Below are 22,742 nucleotides of genomic sequence, written 5' to 3'. Positions count from 1 at the left end.
ATTAATCTGTAGATAATAGGTATAATTATAAGGATAATTGGTGTTAAAGCAAATTCAAACGTTTCATTAGTTCAGGACGATTAGATCTACTAACTGGCACAACATCCTTTTTAATCAAAACACTATTATCTTCAATATCAATTATTTTCTTAACATTTATGACATAAGACCTGTGAATTTTCAAGAATAAACTTTCTGGTAATTTTTCCTCGATTTTTTTTAAGGAAGAATGAACTCTATAATTTTCCTTTTCTGTTTTTACATTAATGTAATCTCCCTTGGCCTCAACCAAATATATGCTCGGAATCTCAATTTTTATTAATCGTCTATCAATATTTACATATAAATGATTATCAAATTTAGTTTCAGAAACTTTCGGTATATCCAAACTATCAACAGTAGAATCATTATGGGTAGAAACATTTACTTTTTGAATTGCTTTTTCAAAACGAGGCAATAATAAAGGCTTTACTAAATAATCAATTATACAATCATACTCAAATGCATTAATAGCAAATTGCGGATCAGAAGTTGTTAAAATTATTTCCGGAGGGTTCTTTAATGTTTGAATAAAATCAAATCCTGTAAAATCAGGCATATGAATATCAAGAAAAATTAAATCCACATCATTCTGATTGAGGTATTTAATTGCTTGAATTGCATTAGGGAATTCCGCAACAACATTTACACCTTCAATTTGAGAACATAATTCAGTTATAATAAGTCTTGCAGTAGCTTCATCATCAATAACAATACAGTTCATTCTTTAAATAGTTAGTAGGTAATCGTCAATAATTTGTAAAATTTTATCAAAATCATTATGCAAGTCCAATTTACCTTCTTTTAATTCATTTTCATAATCATTTGCTAGTGCATAACTCTTTTCAAGACCTAAAATACTAATTTTATGTTTAATTTTGTGCACATTTTCTGAAGCAACTTTAAAATTATTTAATTTTATGTTGTTTTTATACTCATCTACCTCATTAGTAAACTCACCTTTCATAACCCCTATAATTTTCATAACAAAACTATCATCTCCCCTTGCCATACTATGAATGTATGATAAATTTGGTGTTTCCATGTTCTATTTTTTTAAAGTAAAATAAAATATTGTTCCATTACCTAATACTGATTCTAACCATATTTTACCTCCATATGCATTAACAATTTTTTTAGCTATAGATAAACCAATACCAGTAGCATTAGGGTTATTTTCTAACTTTTGAAATGGCTTGAAGATTTTATCAAAATAAACTTTTTCTATTCCTTTGCCATTATCTTTTACATAAAATTTCCAATGGTTAGCTTCTTCCTTGACACCAATATCAACCTCTCCTTTTTCTTTATCAATATATTTAATTGCATTATCAATTAAGTTTTCAAAAAGTTGCTTTAATCTGTGCTCGTCTCCTTCTATATATGGCAGACTATCTGATATATTAACAGATATATGTTTAGGAATATTTAACGAATCAATAACTTCCTTTACAATAACATTAATATCTTGATTAAAAACTTGAGATTCGTTCTTATTAACAGTGGAATAATTTAAAATACCTGAAATTAGATTATCCATCTTCTCTACATTATGTCTTATTAATTTTAAATTTTCAGATGTGTTTTCTTTTGAGCTATCATTGGTTTCTTCATTTAGCCAAGTAGTTAGAGCATCTATACTTCTAAGAGGTGATTTTAAATCATGTGATACTAAATAAGCATAATTATTTAACTCTTCATTTTGCCTCTCTAATTCGCCCATTAATTTCTCTCGTTGTTTGTTCATCTTTACAATCTCTTGAGTTTGACTATCAATAAATTCAGCTAGTTTTACACCATCTAAATTCTTTAAGGATGACGCTCTTTTTAACTCCGGAGATTCACCTCCAATATTAAGGGTACCAATTAAATTATTTAATTTATCAATTAAAGTACTTTGAATTTTAGATTCCTTTTGCAGCATCTTGTATGCGTCTAACAACTCTTCTGAGCTAATGGTTAGTGCTCTTTGTTGCATTAAATATTGATTATCGAAATTTTCGTATGATTTATTAACAGCATCCAGAAATGACATTAAGTCTTCATTAGAAACATTCTTACTACTTAAGTATTTTTTAACTTGATGTTTAAGCAAAGAATTCATTATTCACTTATTAACGTTAATGCAATAGTTTGATTGTGTATTTGACACATATTTTCATCTTCGAATGGTGCTATTTCTCCATTTGAATAAAATCCTGTAATCACAATTTCATTTCCTATTACAGTCTTTATTTGCTCTATTTCTTCAACGGTTCTTTGGTCCAACAATAACTTTCTTCCAAGCCCACTATTAACGATAGCTAACTGCGGCTTGTTAATCAATTTCTCAAATGCTTGTTGAGCTGTTAGTTGAGCTGAATTAACTAAGTCATCTACATTAGTCATCATTAACTGTACCTTAGAATTTAAAGGAACATCGCCTGCAAAAATCATGGCATTATAATCTTCATTAATATTTAAAACAGTTCTAACAATAGACTGGTCCTCATCTATTTTTACTTCTAAAGGGTAAAACATGGTAGAAACTGGTAATTCATCTGCTTTATCACCCAAATATTTCTTAAATAAATCTAAGGCTGGCTTCTTATCTAATTCATAAAGAATATTTGCTTTAGATCTAGTTACCGTTCTTTCTGCTCCAAATGGTTGCCATCCTCCTTCTATAGATGATGACACCTCTAAGGTATCTCCATAAAAACCAACTGCTACAATTTCTCCATCCTTAGGATTTTCATTATAGGAAACAATGGTTCTTTCAAACCTATCACTATCAGCACTCAAACCTCCAGTTATCAAGACATTACTATTAACTGCAAAATTCATCCCTTTAGTTAACTCACTACCATTAATAAAACTCCCATCCGAAAAAACCATGATGTACTTTAAACCGTCTTTTGGCAATTTATTAACAAGCTGTATTCCGGCCTTATAACTATCTAACTCTGTATCATTTAAATTAATTGTTTGAACAACAAAAGAACTTCGCTCAAATTCAATTGCAGTAATTGTAATACATTCATCATCAACAGAATTAGATATTATATTTCCCCCTGTTGAAGAAAACACAATATGGCCTTTAGGAAATAATTTCAGTATCGATTTATAAATCTTAGGATCTTCTAGCTCAAGCCTATCACCAAAAACCATTACCAAAGGCTTTTGAAGCTTAACAAATGGGGTTAAACTTTGCCAATCCTGATTTTTATATTTTCTTAATTGAACAATCTTCATTTTTATTTTTTTATTGTAAAAAAGAAGGTTGTTCCTTCATTAACCTTACTGTTTAACCAAATTTCTCCCTCATGTAATTCAACAATCTTTTGCACAATAGATAGTCCTATTCCTGTAGAGTCTTTCCTTTTATTAATAGATTGGAATACTTGAAAAATCTTTGAATGATGTTTTTCTTCTATACCAATACCATTGTCCTGAATGGAAAATTTATAATGCGAACCTACATCTTCTACATTTATCTTAACAAAACCTTTTTCCTTATCAATAAATTTTATGGCATTACTCATTAAATTTTGAAATAATTGCTGAAGTTTTGTTTTATCCCCTATAACAACAGGAAGATTATTAACAATCTGGAATTCGATATGATCGGGTTTATATAAAAATTGAATCAAATCATCAACTAGAACGTTTAAATCTACATTTGATAATTCATTAGTATTGCTACCAATACTTGAGTATTCAAGAACATCAGAAATAAGATTATCCATTTTCTCAATCGTGGTTTCAATTAAAGTCAAGTTTTGTAAGCTAACCTTATCAAACTTATCTTCATTATCAGATTTTAGCCAACTTACAAGAGCACTAATACTTCTTAAAGGAGATTTTAAATCATGAGATACAACATGAGCATATTCGTGTAATTCATTATTACTTTTTTCTAATTGTGATAATAATTTTTCTTTTTGAATTTCAAGATTTCTAATTTTTGTAACATCTCTCACTATACCTTGAGCAGCAACAGGAATTCCTTGATCTAAAATTATACTTGCATTTACATGTATAATCTTTTCCTCATTTTTTCTGGTTCTAATTTCAATTTGAAAATCTGTGATTGCCCCATCTTTTAATAAATCTTTAAATGCTCTTGAAACTCTTTCCTTTTCTTCATAAACAGGGAATTCCAAAAGATTCGAATTTTCTTTTGTATTCTCAAATCCAAGTAAATCTACAGCTGCATCATTCATTTTAAGAATATTACCCATTAAATCCATTATAACATAGGCGTCTACTATATTTTCAAAAACCCCTTGTAGCTGAGAATCAGTTCTATCTAAAAGTTCTTCAAGTTCCGTATAAGATTTTTCTAATCTTTGATTGGCACTATATAATTCGGCAGATTTTTGCTCCAATATTCGTTCTGCATTTTTTCTTGCTGTTCGCTCCCTTTTTAAAGCTCTTTCTAATATTTCAATTTTGTTTTGATCCATTAGTTAGTTCTTATTTATTATAAACTTAACCTTTGTACCATCTTTATTAATCTTTTCAAGCACTATTTCAGCAGACGAATTAAAATGTTCAAAAGTTTTGTTCATTAAACCTAACCCAAAATAATGCATCGCCCTACTAGATGTATATATCATAACAAGTCTAGTTTTTGTCTTCTCTAAAACTTCAAAAGTTGGAAGTTCCGCATCCGGGTATATTTTTTTTACTTCTACGTGGATATGATTTTCTATGGAAGATAACATCTCCAATGGACCATTATATGCGGCTAACATATCTGAATAATTCTCTTTTAAAACCTTAAAAAAATGTTCCCCATATGTTAATAATAAATCATCAATAGAAATTCCAGTATTTCCACTTAAACTTTGAAGTAATTGAAGCATTTCTGAAAATGCATAAGTTCCTACGGCCGTATAAGCTCCTCCTGATTCAAGATTTGATTCATTAATTATTTTATCAACCATTTCCATTCCAAACTTTTCCTCTACTAATTCAAGAAATTCTGAAAAAACTATACCTTTCATTTTAATTCTTTTTTAACTCGTTAAGACTCCAATAATCTAATAAACTCTCTATTCTTGCCACATAATCTTCATATTTTAATGGTTTTAAAACATATCCCGCTATTCCGGCCTTATAACATTCAACTAAATCCTTTTCGTTGCTTGAAGTTGACAAAACAATTGCAGGTATATACTTTAAAACATCATCATTTTTTAGAATTCTTAAAAACTCTAGTCCATTTATTTTTGGCATATTCAAATCTAACAATATTATATCTGGTAAATTAGCTTTGTTATCTAAAATTTTCAAGGCCTCTTCACCATTATTTGCTTCAACTATATTTGGTCTGGTATGATGGTTTTCAATTACCCTATTAAACTTCATCACCTCAATCATATCATCTTCGACCAATAAAATCTTCAAATTTCTCATAATTTCAAGAATAAATTTAACTAAGTTTTAAGGTGAAAGTAGTTTGATTGAGTTTAAACCACAACAAACTTTCGGTAGAGTCGTATAGAGTGTAGATGAATAACTCTTTTGTGTAGACGAATGGTATTTAAAAATATTCTAAATAATCGATAAAACACACTTTTTAGTAGGATTTTACTTTATTTTAATTGTTAAAAATGTATTTAGTCGTATTTATTTACCTTTTATAGAATATACGATATTTTTTGAACTTTTACAAACATGGACATTTTAACATGTCAAGATTAACACTCAAAGTAACTTTATCAAATTGTAATTAAGCTTGCTTTTCAAAAACCTGTTTTTGAAAACTGCTTTTTGGTGCTTCACATAGTGAGCATTCATAAGACTCCGGAAGTTCATCAAAAGATGTATTAGGTTCAATATTTTGAGTAATATCGCCGTAAACTTCACTATAAACAGTTAAGCATTCTGAGCATTGATATACATCTTCTTTTATTAATTCCTTTTTAGATGTTAGAAATTCTTCTTCTTCCCTTTCATTACCTAACTGTTCAAAATATAATTTACTCAACTCCATTAATAAACCTGGTAATTCCACCTTATCCACATCTTGAACATGCATAATATACTCCCTAGTATTAGGGTCAAAATTCTTTGCATATAATAAATTGAATGTATCTCTTATTTTGAAGTCACCAATATTGTCTGGCTTTCTATTCTTTTCTACAACAATTGACGTAAAATTATACGTGTCACTATTATAGCTAGTAATTCCAAATGTTAAACCATAGGTACTAATGTCATTTTGGTCAAAATTAGTTACAAGATACTTTTTTAGGTTTAAAGCTTCCTTATCGTTCACCGGCACATGCCAGTTCATTTCAAGCATTGAATGCCTTACGTTTATACCATACTTACCCAAAAACTTTTCCCACTGCAACCTATTCTTCTCTGGAATTCCTTTAACTATAAAAGATTTCCATGGTGTTATAGATATTTTACCAATTTTGTTTTCTGAACATAAATCACACATTGCCTTTAAAAAGGTTAAGTCATATCTATTATTTCTCCAATACAATCCTAACCAATACCTATCTTGACCTATACGATTCATTCCTTCATAATACGGAAAGGGATAAAAAGGTACATCTAAAGGTGTATCAACAGTTCTATTATTTGTATCTACCGCATCATTAACTAGCTCGAAAACTGTTTCTATTGTTTCTGGTTCTTCAATTAAAATACCCTCAATTGCTCTCTCAATTTTATCCATATCCCAACTATATATAAGAGCTGGATACATAAGAGTTCTTTTCCAACCTGGTAACCTTACATATAAATACCAGTAGTCCTCATGTTCTGATGCAATAAAATTCACATTTCCAGTAAATAGAGGAACTAGCCTTTGTTTTGGGTCGGTAACATTAATACGTAGTTCTGGTTTATACTTAAACTGCTCTAATATATAAAGATACTTATCACTAGTAAGCCATGAAGTACTGGATAATATTTCAGCAGAAACATAAGATGAAGCTATATTTTCTACTTTATCTCTCTTTGGTTTTACAAATTTAATCTTATCGAACAAGCTAAATTTAGCTTCATCAATTTTTTCAGGAAAAATTATATCTTGTCGAGAACCAAATGATATGGCATTTAATCCTAAGCCTTCTGCTGCCTCACATATGTATTTTAACTCTCCTGGAGATAAAACACCTCCATTTATCATTAGTCTATATCTTTCATCCATTATGCTAAAACTTTAGATTTATGAAGTATATCTCTAACTTCTGTTTTACAACTACCACAACCCAAACCTGCTCCTGTTTGTTTACATAACTCTGTAAAATCTGTACATCCTTTTGCAATTGCCTCTTCAACATTTCCTTCTCCAACTTGACTACATGAGCAAATTAACTTACCTAATACAGGTTTGTCATTTGATGCTCCCCGAAGAAGGGTATTTCGTTTCTCAGACATTTCTATTTTGCTTTCTATCAAGGTCTTAAATTCAGCAAATTCATTTTTATCACCCATCAAAACAGCGCCTACCAATAAATCATCTTTTACAATACACTTTTTATAGTAGCGCTTGGAAATATCAGTGAATATAATCTCTTCATAACTTAAATCGTTTTCTGGAACATTAATATCTCCTATACTACAAAGATTTAAATCATTAAACTTTAAAATATTCATTAATACAGAGCCATCATAAGTACTACTTATATCACCAGCTATAAAATTTGCTAAAATAGTAGCTTGCTCTTCCGCTGCAGATGTTATTCCAAATAATTGATTCTTATATTCGGCAATTTCTCCTATTGCAAAAATATCTGAGTGAGAAGATTGTAAATGTTGATTAACAACTACACCACGCCCGCACTTTATACCATTTGTCTTAGCTATTTCTATATTTGGTATTGTTCCTATGGCATAGACTATGGCATTGGCATGAATCATTTTACCACTCTTTAAATTTATATTTAATTCACCCGTATCTTCATCATCAAAAACAGTACTTACCTCATTATCAAAATATATTTGAATCCCTCTTTCTTGCACGTCTAAAGACAATAATTTACTAGAAACCTTATCTAATTGGCGTTCCATTAAGCGTGAAGCTCTTTGTATTATGGTCACCTTAACATTTTTATGCTTTAAGGCTGCAGCCAATTCTAAACCTAGTAGCCCTCCTCCAACTATTGCTACATGCTGTTCTTCTGGTGGCAAACCTGTATCATCAAGATAAGCTTTAAATCTATCGGCATCTATCTTATTACGCATTGTAAAACGACCAGGTAATTCTATTTGAACATCTTTAGGTATAAAAGCTCTACTACCAGTAGCCATGATAAACTTATCAAAACTATGAGTTACACCATTACTATCTGTAATCTCTTTAGCATCCTTATCAACTTTATCAACAACTGTTTCAGGATGCAAATGCACATTTAACTTCTCTAACTCCTTTTGCTTAATTTTTAATAACTGTTCCCAGCTTAATTCTTCAGTTACATATTCAGGAAGCAAGACTCTGTTATAAAACAAATTAGGTTCCTTTGAGAAAACATGAATCTCATCTTGCTCATTATGCTCTCTATAATTCTGTATAAACCTAAATGATGCGGCACCAGCTCCAGCAATTAATATTTTTTCAACTGGTTTTTTATATTTTGAAACCGCAACTCTAGTAAATTTAAAATCAGGCTCTTTAGAAATTGGATCAACATGAGTGTTGGTAAGATTATTAGCTCTATTTAAATCATTTTGCAATTGCTTTCCCCAATGCATAGGTAAAAACACCACACCTTTTTTAATGGCATCTGTTATTTTAGCTCGAACTCTAACAACACCGTTTTCACTATGTATTTCAGTAATATCTCCATCTTTAATCTTATTTAAATAAGCATCAACTGGATTAATTTCTAAAACAGGTTTAGGGTAATGGGTTTTTAAACGAGACACCTTTCCTGTTTTAGTCATAGTATGCCACTGATCTCTAACACGCCCAGTGGTTAAAATTAATGGATAATCTGGGTTTGGTAGAACCGAGGTATTTTCGGTAGTTGTAGCTATATTAAATATAGCCTTCTTAGATGGCGTGTAGAATATTTTATCTTGAAATAATCGAGGTGTTCCTCCATGGCGGTATTTATTTACCGGCCATTGAAAAGTTCCTTCATTTTTCAGTCTGTCATAATTCAAATAAGACACATCAATATTAGTACCTTTAGTCATGGTACAATATTCATCATAAATTTCTTCAGAAGAGCCATAATTAAATCCTCTAAAGCCCATGCGCTGTGCAAAATCACAAAATATTTCTACATCTGGCCTTGCTTCTCCAGGAGGATCAATCTCTTTAGGTAAATAAGATACTCTACGCTCTGAGTTTGTCATAGTACCTTCTTTCTCTAACCAACCAGCAGCGGGTAAAACTAAATCTGCATATTCAACCGTATCAGCCTTATGAGAAATATCTTGAACAACCACAAATTTAGCATTCTTCATAGCCTTTTCAATACGATGCGTATTAGGCAAACTAACTAAAGGGTTGGTACAAGCAATCCATACAGCTTTCATTTTACCAGATTCTAAAGCATCAAACATTTCTGTGGCTGTTAGCCCTGGTTTTGGATTTATCTTATCTACACCCCAAAACTGTGCTACTTCACGCCTGTGCTCCTCATTCATTAAATCTTTATGTACAGCCAATAGGTTAGCCATTCCTCCAACTTCTCGACCTCCCATAGCATTAGGCTGCCCCGTTAAAGAAAATGGACCAGCACCAGGCTTACCAACCTGACCTGTTATCAAAGAAAGGTTTAAAAGGGCTACGTTCTTATTAACACCAACCACACTTTGGTTAAGCCCCATAGCCCACATACTAATAAACCCTTTAGAAAGCCCAATAATATCGGCTGCTTTCTTTATATCTTTTTCATCTATACCGCATATTTTAGCAGCTTTACTAATTTTTGTTGCAAATATTTGCTCTTTATAAGCGGCAAAACCTTCGGTATAGTTATTTATAAAATCTTCATCAATCAGCCCGCGCTCATATAATCTTCTTCCAATGGCATAATAAAGAACTACGTCAGTTCCAGGTAAAATTTGTAAGTGTAAATCAGCAAAACTTGCCGTATCTGTTTTTCTGGGATCAACAACAATTATTTGAACATCAGGGTTCTCTTCTTTATGCTTTTCTAAACGACGGAATAAAATAGGATGGCACCAAGCAGGATTTGCTCCAGTTATTAAAAAAGTATCAGCTAATTCAATATCAGCATAAGAAATTGGCACACTATCTTCTCCAAAGGCCTTCTTATATCCAACAACCGCAGAACTCATACACAGCCTAGAGTTGGTATCTATATTATTAGTTCCTAAAAATCCCTTTGTAAGTTTATTAGCTATATAGTACTCTTCAGTTAAACTTTGACCAGATACATAAAAACCAACACTATCGGGTCCATGTTTTTTAATTATAGATTTAAAAACATTTGCTGCTCTATCTAAAGCATTATCCCAACTAACACGTTCTCGCGGATGCGATCTACTCCAACGCATTTCTGGATATAAAATTCTATCTGAAGTGTCATTAACAACATAATGTAAGTTTCTACCTTTTGAACATAGCATTCCTTTATTAACAGGGTGATCTTTATCACCTTCAACAAGAACCTTGTTATTATTATCCTTTTTAACAATAATACCACAACCTACACCGCAATACGAACATGTTGTTTTTACTTCATTCTTTATCATTTATATCAGCGTTTTTTACTAATTAAACCAATATTTTAACACCAAACAAGACTCACTACAAATTATTAGCAATACCTTAAAAAAGTTGTTTTAAATCACAAAATTGATAAAAATCAACACTTGAAATAAAGAATCTAAGTTTCACTTAATTCTTTACAGTTATTCCTAATTTACCGATTTTCATCGGTAAATTTTAGGAACAACCTTCTTAAAGAAAACTCCCAAGCCTAACTAACTACTTGGCAGGGTACCTTTAACTCTTTACTTTTACTGGCTGAAACTCAGCCCCTAAATCTAAATTATCAACGGCTTGAGGCCCATGTGCCATTTCATCTTCTTTAGAAAATTTAATAGCCAAAGCAACTAAACCTGTAACAATTACTACGAATCCTATAACAAAATAACCTTGAGATACTGCTGCCGATGAGGCTGCCGATTGTGCTGTCTTTATAGCTTCATCACCTAATCCTTGATTTGCAGCAATGGCGGTTTTTTCAGCTAATGCTGATTTAGATTTTAATAAGATAGCTGCTAAAAAGGCTCCTACATTACCACCTGCTCCCACAATTCCTGAAACTGAACCAATTGCCTTTTTATTTATAAATGGCACTACAGAAAACGTTGCTCCTTCAGCCATTTGAACACTTAAACTAAATAGTATCAAGAAAATAAATCCGAAAGTAATACTTGTTGTTGTTGAGAATGTCACTAGCATTAAACCTTGAACGCATAAAATGAATGACAAAAACAATACACGTCCTCTTAAACCTTTTAGTCTACCAAATCTATCTCCAAAGAAACCACCTAATGTTCTGGCAAAAATATTCATTAATGCAAATGACAGTACAATATTACCGGCAGTTAAACGCTCAAGTTGAAACGTATTTTGCAAATAATCATCCATAGTTCCATAAACTGTTAATTCAATTCCGAAACTAGCAGCATAAACTATAAATAAAATCCATATTCTATAATCTTTTAACACAGCTATAAACCCAACTTCATCTTTTCTCTTCTCTATTTCAATGCCTTGAGCTTTTAAATCCTTAAAATTACCTTTTGGCGTATCTTGGGTAAAAAAGTAATACACCAAGCCCATTAAAAAACATACAACACCAGCAATAATCATAGAGTATCTCCACGCTTCGGCTTCGGCCACTCCAAAACTAACAACAGCTGCTGCTATTATAGGCATTCCTAATCTGTTTGCTCCACCACCAAGGTTACCCCAACCAGCTGATGTTGCATTTGCCGTTCCTACAATGTTTGAAGCAAACATTAAAGACGTATGCACTTGTGTTATAACAAAAGATGCACCAATAAAACCTATAAATAAACGACATACTAAAAATTGAGTAGGTGTTTGCACTAACCCACATAAAATTACAGGTATAGCACCTAACATTAATAAGAATGTATAACACATTCTTGGCCCGTATTTATCGCATAATTTACCAATAAGTAAACGTGCAAAAACGGTTCCCGTTACCGCTAAAATAATTGAATTCCACTTCTGGTCTGGTGTTAAACCAAGATCTTTGACAACATCTGGCATAAATGGCACTATCCCAAACCATGCGAAAAAACACATGAAAAAGGATATAGCTGTTATCCAAAATGTTCTAATTGAAACGCTTTTAAGATTGAAAAGCGAAAGTTTTGTTGCTTTTTTTGCTTGAATATTTATCATGACTACGTATTTTTCATTACAAAACTAAGTATTTTTACTTAATTCAGCATAAAAAAATTACGTAACTTAAAATAAATATGATATTAATAATTTAAAAACTAAGATTCTGAGAATTTTCTAAAAAATTGAAAAATGAATCGCTTAATTTAATTAAATCGAAAATATAATAGCGTCAAATAAGTTGATATTCTCTAGCCTTACTGGTAAGTTCTTTAAGATTTGACACTTCAAGTTTTTTCATTAAATTAAACCGATGCACTTCAGCTGTTCTCTTACTAATTTCTAGTTCTTCAGCAATATCCTTATTGTTTTTCAACTCAAGAACCAAACTAAGTATTTGCTTTTCTCTTTTAGTAAGTTTAAATGGTAATTCTGAAAGCTGTTTTTTGGGTGACTTAGGTACTGATGAATTACCACTAACAAAATTATTCATGATAATAGCGGAAACATCTCCAGTAAAATATTTGCCACCAGACGCTACATTATTTAAGGCTTTTAAAAACTCATCTTTACTAGCTCCTTTTAATAAATACCCATCCGCCCCAGCCTGAATTGATTGCACAACATATTCCTCTGAATCATGCATAGACAATACCAAAGTTCTAACATCTTTATGGTTTGCATTGATATTCCTAACCACCTCAATACCATTCATTTCAGGCATCCTAATATCTACAATTAGCACATGCGGCTTACTTCTTTGTACAACCTCTAAAGCCTCTTTTCCATCGGAAGCTTCATCTATAACCTCAATACCTGTTTGATCCTCTAAAAGAGCTTTTATTCCATCCCTAACTAATTCATGATCATCAGCTAAAACAACTTTAATTTTATCCATAAATATTACTTAATAATTACAAAAGTAATAAAATTACGTATTCCTACGTAATTACTTATTTTTTAATGCAGTAACTTCTATCTCAATCTTCATTTTATCATTAGCTAATCCCGCAGATATCATTGTAGCAGCTGGCTTAATATTTCCAAAATATTTTCTTAACACAGGCCAACAAAGCTCAAAATCAGTAACATTTGGCAATATATATGTTACCCTAACCACATCAGATAAACTAGCCTCTGCTTTTTCTAAGGCATTTTTAATATTTAGTAAACATTGTTCAGATTGTTCAACAATATTCTCACTAATGGTCATTGTATCATAATTATAGCCTGTTGTACCAGAAACAAACACCCAGTTATCCTGAACCACAGCCCTAGAATAGCCTATTTGTTTTTCAAATTCAGACCCTGAACTAATTAATTTTTTTGACATATATCAACTAATTCTTTAAAGGAATATTTAGAGTAACCCTTGTTCCATTACCTGGTTCTGAATGTAAAAACAACCTTCCATCAATATATTTAATACGTTCCTTCATAAATGTCATCCCCATACCGCCATCACCATTTTTCACCTTCTCTACTTTATCTGGATTAAAGCCCTTGCCATTATCATCAATTACAATACTTAAAATATTCTTACTACTTGATAGGGACACTATAATATGAGTAGACTCTGCATATTTTATAGCATTATTAACAGCCTCTTGAACAATACGATATATGTTTATCTCTGAAAGGGAATCTAATCTTTCACTAAAATCAGATTTGTTAAACAATAATATTTCCTTACCAGTAAGTTTTGCTAACTCTTGAGTTAATTTTGTTAATGCAGGTACTATACCATGGTCTGCTAATTCTGGAGGTGTTAAATTAAACGTTGCTGTTCTAACTCCTTTAATAATATTAGCAGTTAGCTCTTTTAAATTTTCAATTTTAATTGATGTTTTTTCTATATCAGAAACATCTATACTCTCTATATTATATTTCAGACCAGTAAGCATTTGCCCTATACCATCATGAACATCTTTAGCTATTCTATTCTGTTCTTTCTCTTGATTTTCAATAATTTTACTAGAAACAATTTTTTGCTGATTCATCCGCTCTTCAAAACTCTTCTTAGTAAGTCTATCAATCTCTAATTGCCCCTCTTTTCTTTTAGTTATATCTGAAGCAATAATTAACAACTCTGAACGCTCACTTGTTGGGTTGAATGGTATCATGGAAAGTTCAAGCCATACATCAGTTTTATTTTTTATTGAAGCCTTAACCTCTCCTTGCCAACCTGTTTTTTTATGCTTAGAAATTAGTTCATCAAGTACCTCTTGGTCCTTTTCATTTCCCGATAATACTTTGGAAAAACTGTCTGCTGCATTAAATTTACTTAGCTTAAAAAGTTTTGAAAACTTATTACCAATATGTAAAATTCTGCCATCGGGCGTAATACGAGCAAACAATAGAGTTTCATCCATAGCATGACTTAAAGCCCTTAACTCCTTTATTGATTTCTCTTTGGCTTCGCTCAGCAAATCTGCATCATATGCCATTTTTTTTGCATTTTTTTCAGCAAAAAGTAATTCGGTTAAACTTTGTTTAACTGTTTTTGCTGTAGGCCAAAAAATAAATAAGAATTCAGCTAATAGCAGTATTAGAGTAAATGCCATTAAAAACATTTCTAATTGCCTTAACCAAGCCACTTTTTCTTCGGCTTCAGAATCGTATTGATTTACAATACCATCCATTTTAACTAAAAAGTCTCCTTCACTACCTTTTACATTTTCTATATCAGTGCTTAAATTTTCTAATGAAGCCAAGGAAGACTTTTCTATTTTTTCAATAATATTCTGAGAAGCTTGCTTAATAGTATTAAAAGTAGGATTCAAGTCATTGAACATTGAAGAAATTGTTTTACTATTCCTACCTGGTAAACCTAAACTATCACTACCCTTTTGTAATGCATTATGGGAAGCCTCCCAAATTGACAATGTTTTTTTTAAGCTATCTTTTACCGCTATTCTTTCAAATAAATTACCTTCAGTAGATAATGAAAGTATTTCTTTGGTAAGCTTTTGACTAAGCATTCGCTGCCTACCCGCAACATTAATAACTCTTGAATCACTTTCCTGATCCTTTAAATGTTTTCTAATAAGAATTTGACTTACCACCACAGAGAGTGCTATGGTACTCAGTGCAATAATATACAAACGACGTAATCGTTCAAAAGTCCTTTGATCTAAAGAATTTTTGGTACTAGCCATTATTTAACAAATTAGTCTTGGATTGCTCTTTTTACTAGCTCTAAATTTTTATCTGAATAGTTTAGTTTAAGAGCGGACTCATGCCCCTTTTCAGACATTTTTTTCCAAGTTTTTTGAAGAATATCAATTACTTTTTCGTCTGCATGTTTAGCTGCAAACTCTTCAAAATAATAATCTAGAAAAACCAAACAAACGGTATCCTCAAGTATTTGGGACTCTTCATTTTTTTTAATTAATTTTTTGGTGATTAATTTAGAGACTCTTTCAATATACAGCGCATCAAAACCTACCTGAATTAAAATATCTGCAGTTATTTCTGCATGCATTTTTTTTAAGGTTTCTCGCCATTTTAAATAACCAATTCTATCCATTGGATATTCATCTCTAGCTATTTTCCATCTACAAATATGTTGAGCTCTAGCCGCAATTTGTAATGCCTTAGAAGCATTAGGTTCAAACTGCAACAACTTACGCGTCATGCGTTGAGAATACAATAATTCTTTTGGGTAACTCATACCACTGACCTGGTATGAATTTATATCTTCTGAATTCTTTTTATCAATTAAGGCTATTGCCGTTTCAAATCTGGTTGGCTTCATCTTTACAAGAAATATTTTTATCTATATAGCCAATATACACATTTAACACCTCAATTTTATAACATAGAAGTAATTTTTAAATGCTTAATCGGTTTTTAAATATTCCTCGAGAATTTTCTGGTTATATATCAGAATTTTACTAATTCAATATTTAACCAAAATTAATCAGCAAAACCTATATAAACATCATTACCTTCAATCTTTACTGGGTAAGTTGCTATAGCGTCTAAATCACCATTTAAATTCTCACCATTTTCTAATGAAAAAGTCTTTTTATGTAATGGACAAGCCACTTTTGGAGTTCCTTTATCATCACCAATCATACCTCTACTAAGTACCATTTCCATTTTATGTGGACAAACATTTTGACAAGCATACCACTTATCTAATCTTGCAAAGTTGAAAACGGCGATTTGTTTGTTTTTATATTTAACACAAGCACCTCCATCTATTGGAAAATCATTTACAGATGCTGCTTTAAACCAAACTTTTACGTCTTCTAATTTGGTTGTCCCATATTTTTCTAAAACTTCTTCCATGTCTATTTTAAATATTAGTGCTATTAATTATTCCAAGGTTCTGGCATTTTTTGTTCTCTCATAGGAACAAAAACCAAGTTATCATCCTCTTCCTTACTATTAACGAAATGACTAAAGCGTTTCATCATTTCTGGATCATTTACTGCTTGCGTCCATTCACATTCAAACTTATTAACTAAAGTCTCCATTTCCTTTTCTAAATCCTCAGCTATTCCTAATTTATCGTCAATTATCACCTCTTTTAAGTAATCCAATCCACCTTCTAATCGTTCTTGCCATGCAGCAGTACGTTGCAAAGGTTTTGCTGTACGCATATAGAACATTAAATACCTATCTAAATATTTAATCACTGTTTCATTATCTATTTGTTCTGCTAATAATTCAGCATGACGAGGGGTTGCCCCTCCATTTCCACCTACGTATAGATTCCATCCACCTTCAACAGCAATTAAACCAAAATCTTTTCCACGTGCCTCAGCACATTCACGGATACATCCTGAAACGCCTCCTTTAATTTTGTGCGGTGCACGTATTCCTCTATATCTATTTTCTAATTCAATACCAAAACTGACACTTTCATCCATACCATAACGGCACCATGTTGAACCAACACAAGTCTTTACAGTTCTTAAAGACTTACCATAGGCATGACCACTTTCAAAACCATGGCTAATTAATTCTTTCCAAATTAACGGTAGTTGATTTAAGGTTGCACCAAATAAATCAATACGCACCCCACCAGTTATTTTAGTATATAAATCATATTTCTTAGCAATTTCACCAAGTGCTATTAACTTATCAGGCGTAATTTCTCCACCTGGCACACGAGGTACAACAGAATAGGTTCCATTACGTTGAATATTAGCTAAGAATCTATCATTTGAATCTTGAATAGCATATTCTTTGTTAGCAGTATCTGCATTAATACTAGCCATTAATGACGCCACAAGAGGTTTACACAATTCACAACCGTGACCTCCATTACCATGATTATCTAGAACTTCATTAAATTTTGTATATCCTTTTACTTGAATAATTTTATATAAATCTTGTCTGTTAAGATCGAAATGTTCACAAACAGAATCTTTAACTTCAATACCTAAAGATTTAAGTTTAGCATTAGTTAAATCTGCTACCATAGGCTTACACCCACCACAACCAGTACCTGCTTTAGTACAACTAACAACATCACCTAAATCGGTTGCTTCTCCGCTTTCAATAACTCCGCAAATTTGGCCTTTTGTAACACTTTCACAAGAACATATCTGAGCTTCATCTGGCAAATCCATTACATCACCAAAGGCAGCTCCACCATCGCTCGCAGGCAATATCAATTGGGCTGCATTTTCTGGAATAGCCATACCATTAAGATAGATTTGATGCAGCATACTATAATCAGCAGCATCTCCAACTAAAATTCCTCCTAATAAAGATTTACCATCTAAACTTACATTTATCCTTTTGTATAAATATTCTGTTTTATTTTCAAAAATTATGGAATGGCCTTTTGATGCAGGCATAAATGGTTCCCCAAAACTAGCTACATCAACACCAATTAATTTTAATTTGGTAGACATATCAATATCTGCTGGCATTACCACATCAGTTTCTCCCAAAATCTGTTTTACAGCAACTTCTGCCATATCATAACCTGGAGCTACTAAACCATATATCATCTGGTTATATAATGCAATTTCTCCAATAGCGTATATATTGTCATCAGAAGTCTTCATTGTATTATCTACAATAATACCACCTCTTACACCAACTTCTAAACCACAGGCCTTAGCTAATTCATCTCTAGGTCTAATCCCCGCAGACACAATTAACATATCTACATCTATCTTATCATCTTCACCAAATTCCATTCCCGTAATTTTACCATCACCTAAAATTTGGTTAGTAGCCTTACTCAAATGTATATTTAATCCAATTGATTCTAATTTCAACTTTAATACTTGAGAACTTCTTGAATCTAATTGCCTTGGCATTAGTTTTGGAGCAAACTCAACAATATGTGGTTCTAAACCCATATCTAAAACTGCTTTACCTGCCTCTAAACCTAACAGTCCACCACCTAAAACAGCTGCCTTAGCATCAGGTTTTTCAGATTTAAGTTTAGCAGCATAAGCTAACATTCCTTCTAAATCCTCAATAGTTCTATATACAAAAACACCTTCTTTTTCTACACCTTTAATTGGTGGTACAAAAGGAGATGACCCTGTTGCCATAATTAAATAGTCATACGAAAACTCACGGTCTTTTGCAGTTGTAATAGTTTTTCCAGTTCTATTAATATCTGAAACACGTTCACCAGTAATTAACTCTACTCCATTTTCTTCATACCAACTTCTTGGTGCCATTTCTAGAGCTTGGGCATCTTGGTTTTCAAAATACTCACTTAAATGAACTCTATCATATGCAGGCCTAGGCTCTTCACCAAAAACAGTTACTTGATAGTTTTTCGCATCTTCATTTGCTACAAATTTTTCACAAAATTTATAACCTACCATTCCGTTACCTACTACAATGACTTTTTTCATATCTACGTATTTTGAATACAAAACTAAGTAATTATACGTAATTATTTATAGTATTTCCTAACGAAATCTCCTTTAAATTGAATTATTAATGATTTCGCAAATTGAAAGGTAAATTATTGTTTAAACAGCAAAAATCGACTAATAGAATTAGGTATTATTAATGATTTTAATCTGCCACTACTCTAATAATAATGCTCTTTGAAGCTGGTGTTTTTGCTGTGTGCGCAAAACTATCTAAAGGCACTAGAACATTGGTTTCAGGAAAATAAGTAGCACAACAATTTTTAGGAATATCATAACCAACAACTTTAAATTTATAAGCTTCACGAACAATTCCATTGTATACAGATTTTAAATTCACCACTTGATGAGACACCAAATTTCTTTCTTTCATATCTTCTAAATTCATTAGGATAATACGACGTTCGTTAAAAATACCACGATACCTATCGTCTAATCCATAAATGGTTGTATTAAATTGATCGTGACTACGTATAGTCATCATTACCAATTCACCCTCATTTAAAGTCCATTTGGGTAACTTATTATTGGTAAAATTAGCCTTACCTGTTTTAGTTATAAACTTTCTTTCTCGGGCTCCGTTAGGTAAATAAAAACCTGAAGGATTCTTAAGCCTGGTATTATATGCCTCAAAACCTTCTACTACTTCCTGAATATCTTCTCTTACAAGGTTATAATCATCCTTATAAGCCAGCCAATTAATTTTTGACCGCCCCTTTAATGTTGCATTTGCAATTCCACAAACTACTGCCACTTCACTAATCAACTTATCTGAGCAAGGTTCTAAAATGCCTTTTGTTGAAGACACCACACCCATGGAATTCTCAACACTTTGAACTTGAACACCTGTTTTTTGATAATCTTTTTCTGACCTTCCTAAACAAGGTAAAATAAGTGCTTCTTTACCTGTAACAAGATGTGATCGATTAAGTTTAGTACTTACGTGAACCGTCAAATTGCAATTAGCCAAAGCCTGTGCAGAATAATTGGTATCTGGTACCGCAGAAATAAAATTACCTCCTAAACCAAAGAACACCTTAGCTTCCTTCTTATACATGCCCTCAATAGCCTCAATTACTGAATAGCCATGTTTTGCAGTTGGCTTGAAACCATACTTAGCCTCAATCTTATCTAGAAATGCTTGAGGTGCTGCTTCCCAAATACCCACTGTTCTATCACCTTGAACATTAGAATGCCCACGTACCGGACAAGTTCCCGCACCTTCTTTTCCGATACTTCCTTTAAGTAATAATAGGTTTACTATTTCTCGAATATTATCAACGGCATTTTCGTGTTGGGTTAACCCCATTGCCCAACAAATTATAATCTTATTATTATGGAGAATTAAATCGAATACTTCCTCAAAGGTTTCTTTTGAAACCCCTGAAAATTCTAAACATTCATCAAAATCAAACCTTTTTAAATCCTCAATGAAAGTGTCATAACCTGCCGTATATTCTGCTATAAATTTTTTATCAAAAACGTTGCCTTCCTGTTCTTCCTTTTCCAATAACCTCAGCAAAATTGCCTTAAAAAATGCAACGTCTCCATTAATAGTCACAGGTACAAATACATCTGTTAACTCCGTGCCTCCAGTTAACATCTTTAACGGGTTTTGAGGATTGGTAAATTTCATAAAGCCAACTTCTTTCAAAGGATTGACAGCAATAATTTTTCCACCATTCTTTTTACACTTCTCTAAAGCCACCAACATCCTTGGATGATTTGTTCCCGGGTTTTGACCAACAACCATAACCACCTCGGCTTTATATAAATCATCTAATGTTACTGAGCCTTTACCTATTCCTAAAGTTTCAGCTAAGGCCTTTCCACTAGCTTCATGGCACATATTAGAACAATCTGGTAAATTGGAAGTTCCAAACTCACGAACAAACAATTGATATAAAAAGGCTGCTTCATTTGTAGTTCTTCCCGATGTATAAAACACCGCTTCATCAGGAGAATTCAAAGCATTTAAATGTGTTCCAACTTTATTAAAAGCCGCTTCCCAGGAAATAGGCTCATAATGAGTAGCTCCCTCTGACAAAAACATAGGCTCTGCTAATCTACCTGATTTACCAATTTCAAAATCTGATAATTCTGCCAATTCATCTACCGAATGTTTTGCAAAAAAGTCTGAACCAATAGTATTCTTTTGAGCTTCCTCAGCCATGGCTTTCATTCCATTTTCACAATATTCACCTAAAACAGACCGTTCATCATCCGGATCAGGCCATGCACAACCTGGACAATCAAATCCTCCCTTTTGATTTATTTTAGTTGAAATTTTAAGAGCATCTATTGGATTCATATATTTAAAAACCATGCCTGTAGCAGACTTTAATGCTCCAAAACCAACACTATTTAATGGTGGTTTTGTTGTTTTTAAATTTGTGAATTTTTCTGAAGTTGCTGCATTTTTCTGTGGTGAATTACTCATATTATTCTTCAAACCTATTACTTAGTGCTGTTTCATAATCAGCCCAACTATCCAAATCTACATTTTTTATATGAAGGTTTAAAGTCTTTACACAATCTTATTTTTATCAAAAACTGTTTTATGTAAACATTGAATTAAATTGATTTGACAAAATCCAATGCCCTTTTTTCATTATAATATATATTATTTTTATCTACAAAAGCCACATGACCACCATGATTTGGCATTTCTAAATATATAATCTTTGAAGCCTTGGCCTCTTTAACTGGATAACACTCCGGAGACAAAAAGGAATCATTCAAAGCATTAATAATAAGTGTTGGAATTTTAATATTTGGAATGAATTGTAGACTACTGCATTTTTTATAATAATCTAAAGCATCTTGAAACCCATGAGCTTTTGAAGTATATAAATCATCAAAATCTTTTAATGTTCTAATGGCATTGAATTTTTCTTTAGACATGGCTTCTGGAAACTTTTCCAATTTATTTTTCAACCTCCCTTTTAAATGATTCAAAAATCTAATGGTATAAGGTCTATTTTTTATTTTATGAAGTTCTAAACAGGAACCATATAAATCACATGGTGCAGAAACTGCAATGGCAGCCTTAACTTCCTTGGGCACACTTTCCCTTTCACCAAGATATTTCAATATCATATTTGCTCCTAAACTAATGCCATGAAAATAGATTTCTGAATAGTCTTTTCTCAAAATCACATGACTGATTATATCTTCTAAGTCTTCGGTAGCCCCAGAATGATAACTTTTATATTTTAAATTATCTTCACCACTACAACCCCTAAAATTCACACTTACCGCATCAATACCATTAGTATTAAAAAGTTTAGCAGCTCCAACCATATAAGGTCTTTGAGCATCACCTTCTAAGCCATGGAGTAGAACAATAAGCTTATTTGTTTTAACCTTTGAATAACTCCAATCTAAATCTAGGAAATCGCCATCGGATAAAGTAATTCGTTCACGCTCTTGAACCACACCATTAACCTGTCTAAACAAACCTGAATACACTGTTGCTATAAAACCACTTTTAAATAAGAAAGGCACCTTGTAAGTAGCTTCTATTATAGGCATTC

General features: G+C 32.0%; 18 protein-coding genes. All 18 read right to left on the bottom strand.

Annotated elements, in window-relative coordinates; translation table 11 throughout:
* Positions 1 to 43: 43 nt before the first annotated feature.
* Positions 44 to 763: a LytR/AlgR family response regulator transcription factor gene (locus N1F78_RS12280; RefSeq protein WP_406683453.1), complete on the bottom strand. Its 720-nt coding sequence runs from the start codon at positions 761 to 763 to the stop codon at positions 44 to 46.
* A gap of 3 nt (positions 764 to 766) precedes the next feature.
* Positions 767 to 1,084 (bottom strand): Hpt domain-containing protein, encoded by a 318-nt coding sequence (locus N1F78_RS12275; protein ID WP_406683452.1) that lies wholly within the window; start codon positions 1,082 to 1,084, stop codon positions 767 to 769.
* A 3-nt stretch (positions 1,085 to 1,087) separates the two neighbouring features.
* Positions 1,088 to 2,143, bottom strand: a complete 1,056-nt coding sequence (locus N1F78_RS12270; protein ID WP_406683451.1) for an ATP-binding protein — start codon at positions 2,141 to 2,143, stop codon at positions 1,088 to 1,090.
* A complete protein-coding gene (locus N1F78_RS12265; RefSeq protein ID WP_406683450.1) occupies positions 2,143 to 3,273 on the bottom strand; it encodes an FIST signal transduction protein in 1,131 nt (376 codons plus the stop codon). Before N1F78_RS12265 ends, N1F78_RS12270 begins: the two co-directional genes overlap by 1 nt.
* 2 nt (positions 3,274 to 3,275) lie before the next feature.
* Positions 3,276 to 4,487, bottom strand: coding sequence for an ATP-binding protein (locus N1F78_RS12260; protein WP_406683449.1), 1,212 nt, complete (start codon positions 4,485 to 4,487; stop codon positions 3,276 to 3,278).
* Between the two features lie 3 nt (positions 4,488 to 4,490).
* Positions 4,491 to 5,030 carry a heme NO-binding domain-containing protein gene (locus tag N1F78_RS12255; RefSeq protein ID WP_406683448.1) on the bottom strand — a complete coding sequence of 180 codons (540 nt, stop codon included), beginning with the start codon at positions 5,028 to 5,030 and terminating at the stop codon, positions 4,491 to 4,493.
* A gap of 1 nt (position 5,031) precedes the next feature.
* Positions 5,032 to 5,442 carry a response regulator gene (locus tag N1F78_RS12250; RefSeq protein ID WP_406683447.1) on the bottom strand — a complete coding sequence of 137 codons (411 nt, stop codon included), beginning with the start codon at positions 5,440 to 5,442 and terminating at the stop codon, positions 5,032 to 5,034.
* A 316-nt stretch (positions 5,443 to 5,758) separates the two neighbouring features.
* Positions 5,759 to 7,195 carry a rubredoxin gene (locus N1F78_RS12245; RefSeq protein ID WP_406683446.1) on the bottom strand — a complete coding sequence of 479 codons (1,437 nt, stop codon included), beginning with the start codon at positions 7,193 to 7,195 and terminating at the stop codon, positions 5,759 to 5,761.
* Positions 7,195 to 10,716, bottom strand: coding sequence for a molybdopterin-dependent oxidoreductase (locus N1F78_RS12240; RefSeq protein ID WP_406683445.1), 3,522 nt, complete (start codon positions 10,714 to 10,716; stop codon positions 7,195 to 7,197). Before N1F78_RS12240 ends, N1F78_RS12245 begins: the two co-directional genes overlap by 1 nt.
* A gap of 253 nt (positions 10,717 to 10,969) precedes the next feature.
* A complete protein-coding gene (locus tag N1F78_RS12235; protein WP_406683444.1) occupies positions 10,970 to 12,406 on the bottom strand; it encodes an MFS transporter in 1,437 nt (478 codons plus the stop codon).
* A 172-nt stretch (positions 12,407 to 12,578) separates the two neighbouring features.
* Entirely contained in the window at positions 12,579 to 13,244 is a 666-nt protein-coding gene (locus N1F78_RS12230; protein WP_406683443.1) for a response regulator, read from the bottom strand.
* Positions 13,245 to 13,295: 51 nt separating this feature from the next.
* A complete protein-coding gene (locus N1F78_RS12225) occupies positions 13,296 to 13,679 on the bottom strand; it encodes a RidA family protein (protein ID WP_406683442.1) in 384 nt (127 codons plus the stop codon).
* 7 nt (positions 13,680 to 13,686) lie between these two features.
* A complete protein-coding gene (locus N1F78_RS12220) occupies positions 13,687 to 15,504 on the bottom strand; it encodes an ATP-binding protein (RefSeq protein ID WP_406683441.1) in 1,818 nt (605 codons plus the stop codon).
* A gap of 11 nt (positions 15,505 to 15,515) precedes the next feature.
* The gene (locus tag N1F78_RS12215; protein WP_406683440.1) at positions 15,516 to 16,103 is read right to left on the bottom strand and encodes a DUF4202 domain-containing protein; all 588 of its coding nucleotides are present in this window, start codon (positions 16,101 to 16,103) and stop codon (positions 15,516 to 15,518) included.
* 161 nt (positions 16,104 to 16,264) lie between these two features.
* Entirely contained in the window at positions 16,265 to 16,642 is a 378-nt protein-coding gene (nirD, locus tag N1F78_RS12210; RefSeq protein ID WP_406683439.1) for a nitrite reductase small subunit NirD, read from the bottom strand.
* Positions 16,643 to 16,665: 23 nt separating this feature from the next.
* The gene (gene nirB / locus N1F78_RS12205) at positions 16,666 to 19,185 is read right to left on the bottom strand and encodes a nitrite reductase large subunit NirB (RefSeq protein ID WP_406683438.1); all 2,520 of its coding nucleotides are present in this window, start codon (positions 19,183 to 19,185) and stop codon (positions 16,666 to 16,668) included.
* Between the two features lie 166 nt (positions 19,186 to 19,351).
* Complete coding sequence (locus N1F78_RS12200) at positions 19,352 to 21,646, bottom strand: FdhF/YdeP family oxidoreductase (RefSeq protein ID WP_406683437.1); 2,295 nt, start codon at positions 21,644 to 21,646, stop codon at positions 19,352 to 19,354.
* A 134-nt stretch (positions 21,647 to 21,780) separates the two neighbouring features.
* Positions 21,781 to 22,740: a YheT family hydrolase gene (locus tag N1F78_RS12195; RefSeq protein WP_406683436.1), complete on the bottom strand. Its 960-nt coding sequence runs from the start codon at positions 22,738 to 22,740 to the stop codon at positions 21,781 to 21,783.
* Positions 22,741 to 22,742 lie beyond the last annotated feature (2 nt).

Origin of the sequence: Seonamhaeicola sp. MEBiC01930 (assembly GCF_045277075.1) — a bacterium.
Taxonomy (GTDB): domain Bacteria; phylum Bacteroidota; class Bacteroidia; order Flavobacteriales; family Flavobacteriaceae; genus Seonamhaeicola.
Note: the sequence above shows the minus strand (reverse complement) of the source record. Positions and strands in the feature narration are given on the sequence as shown.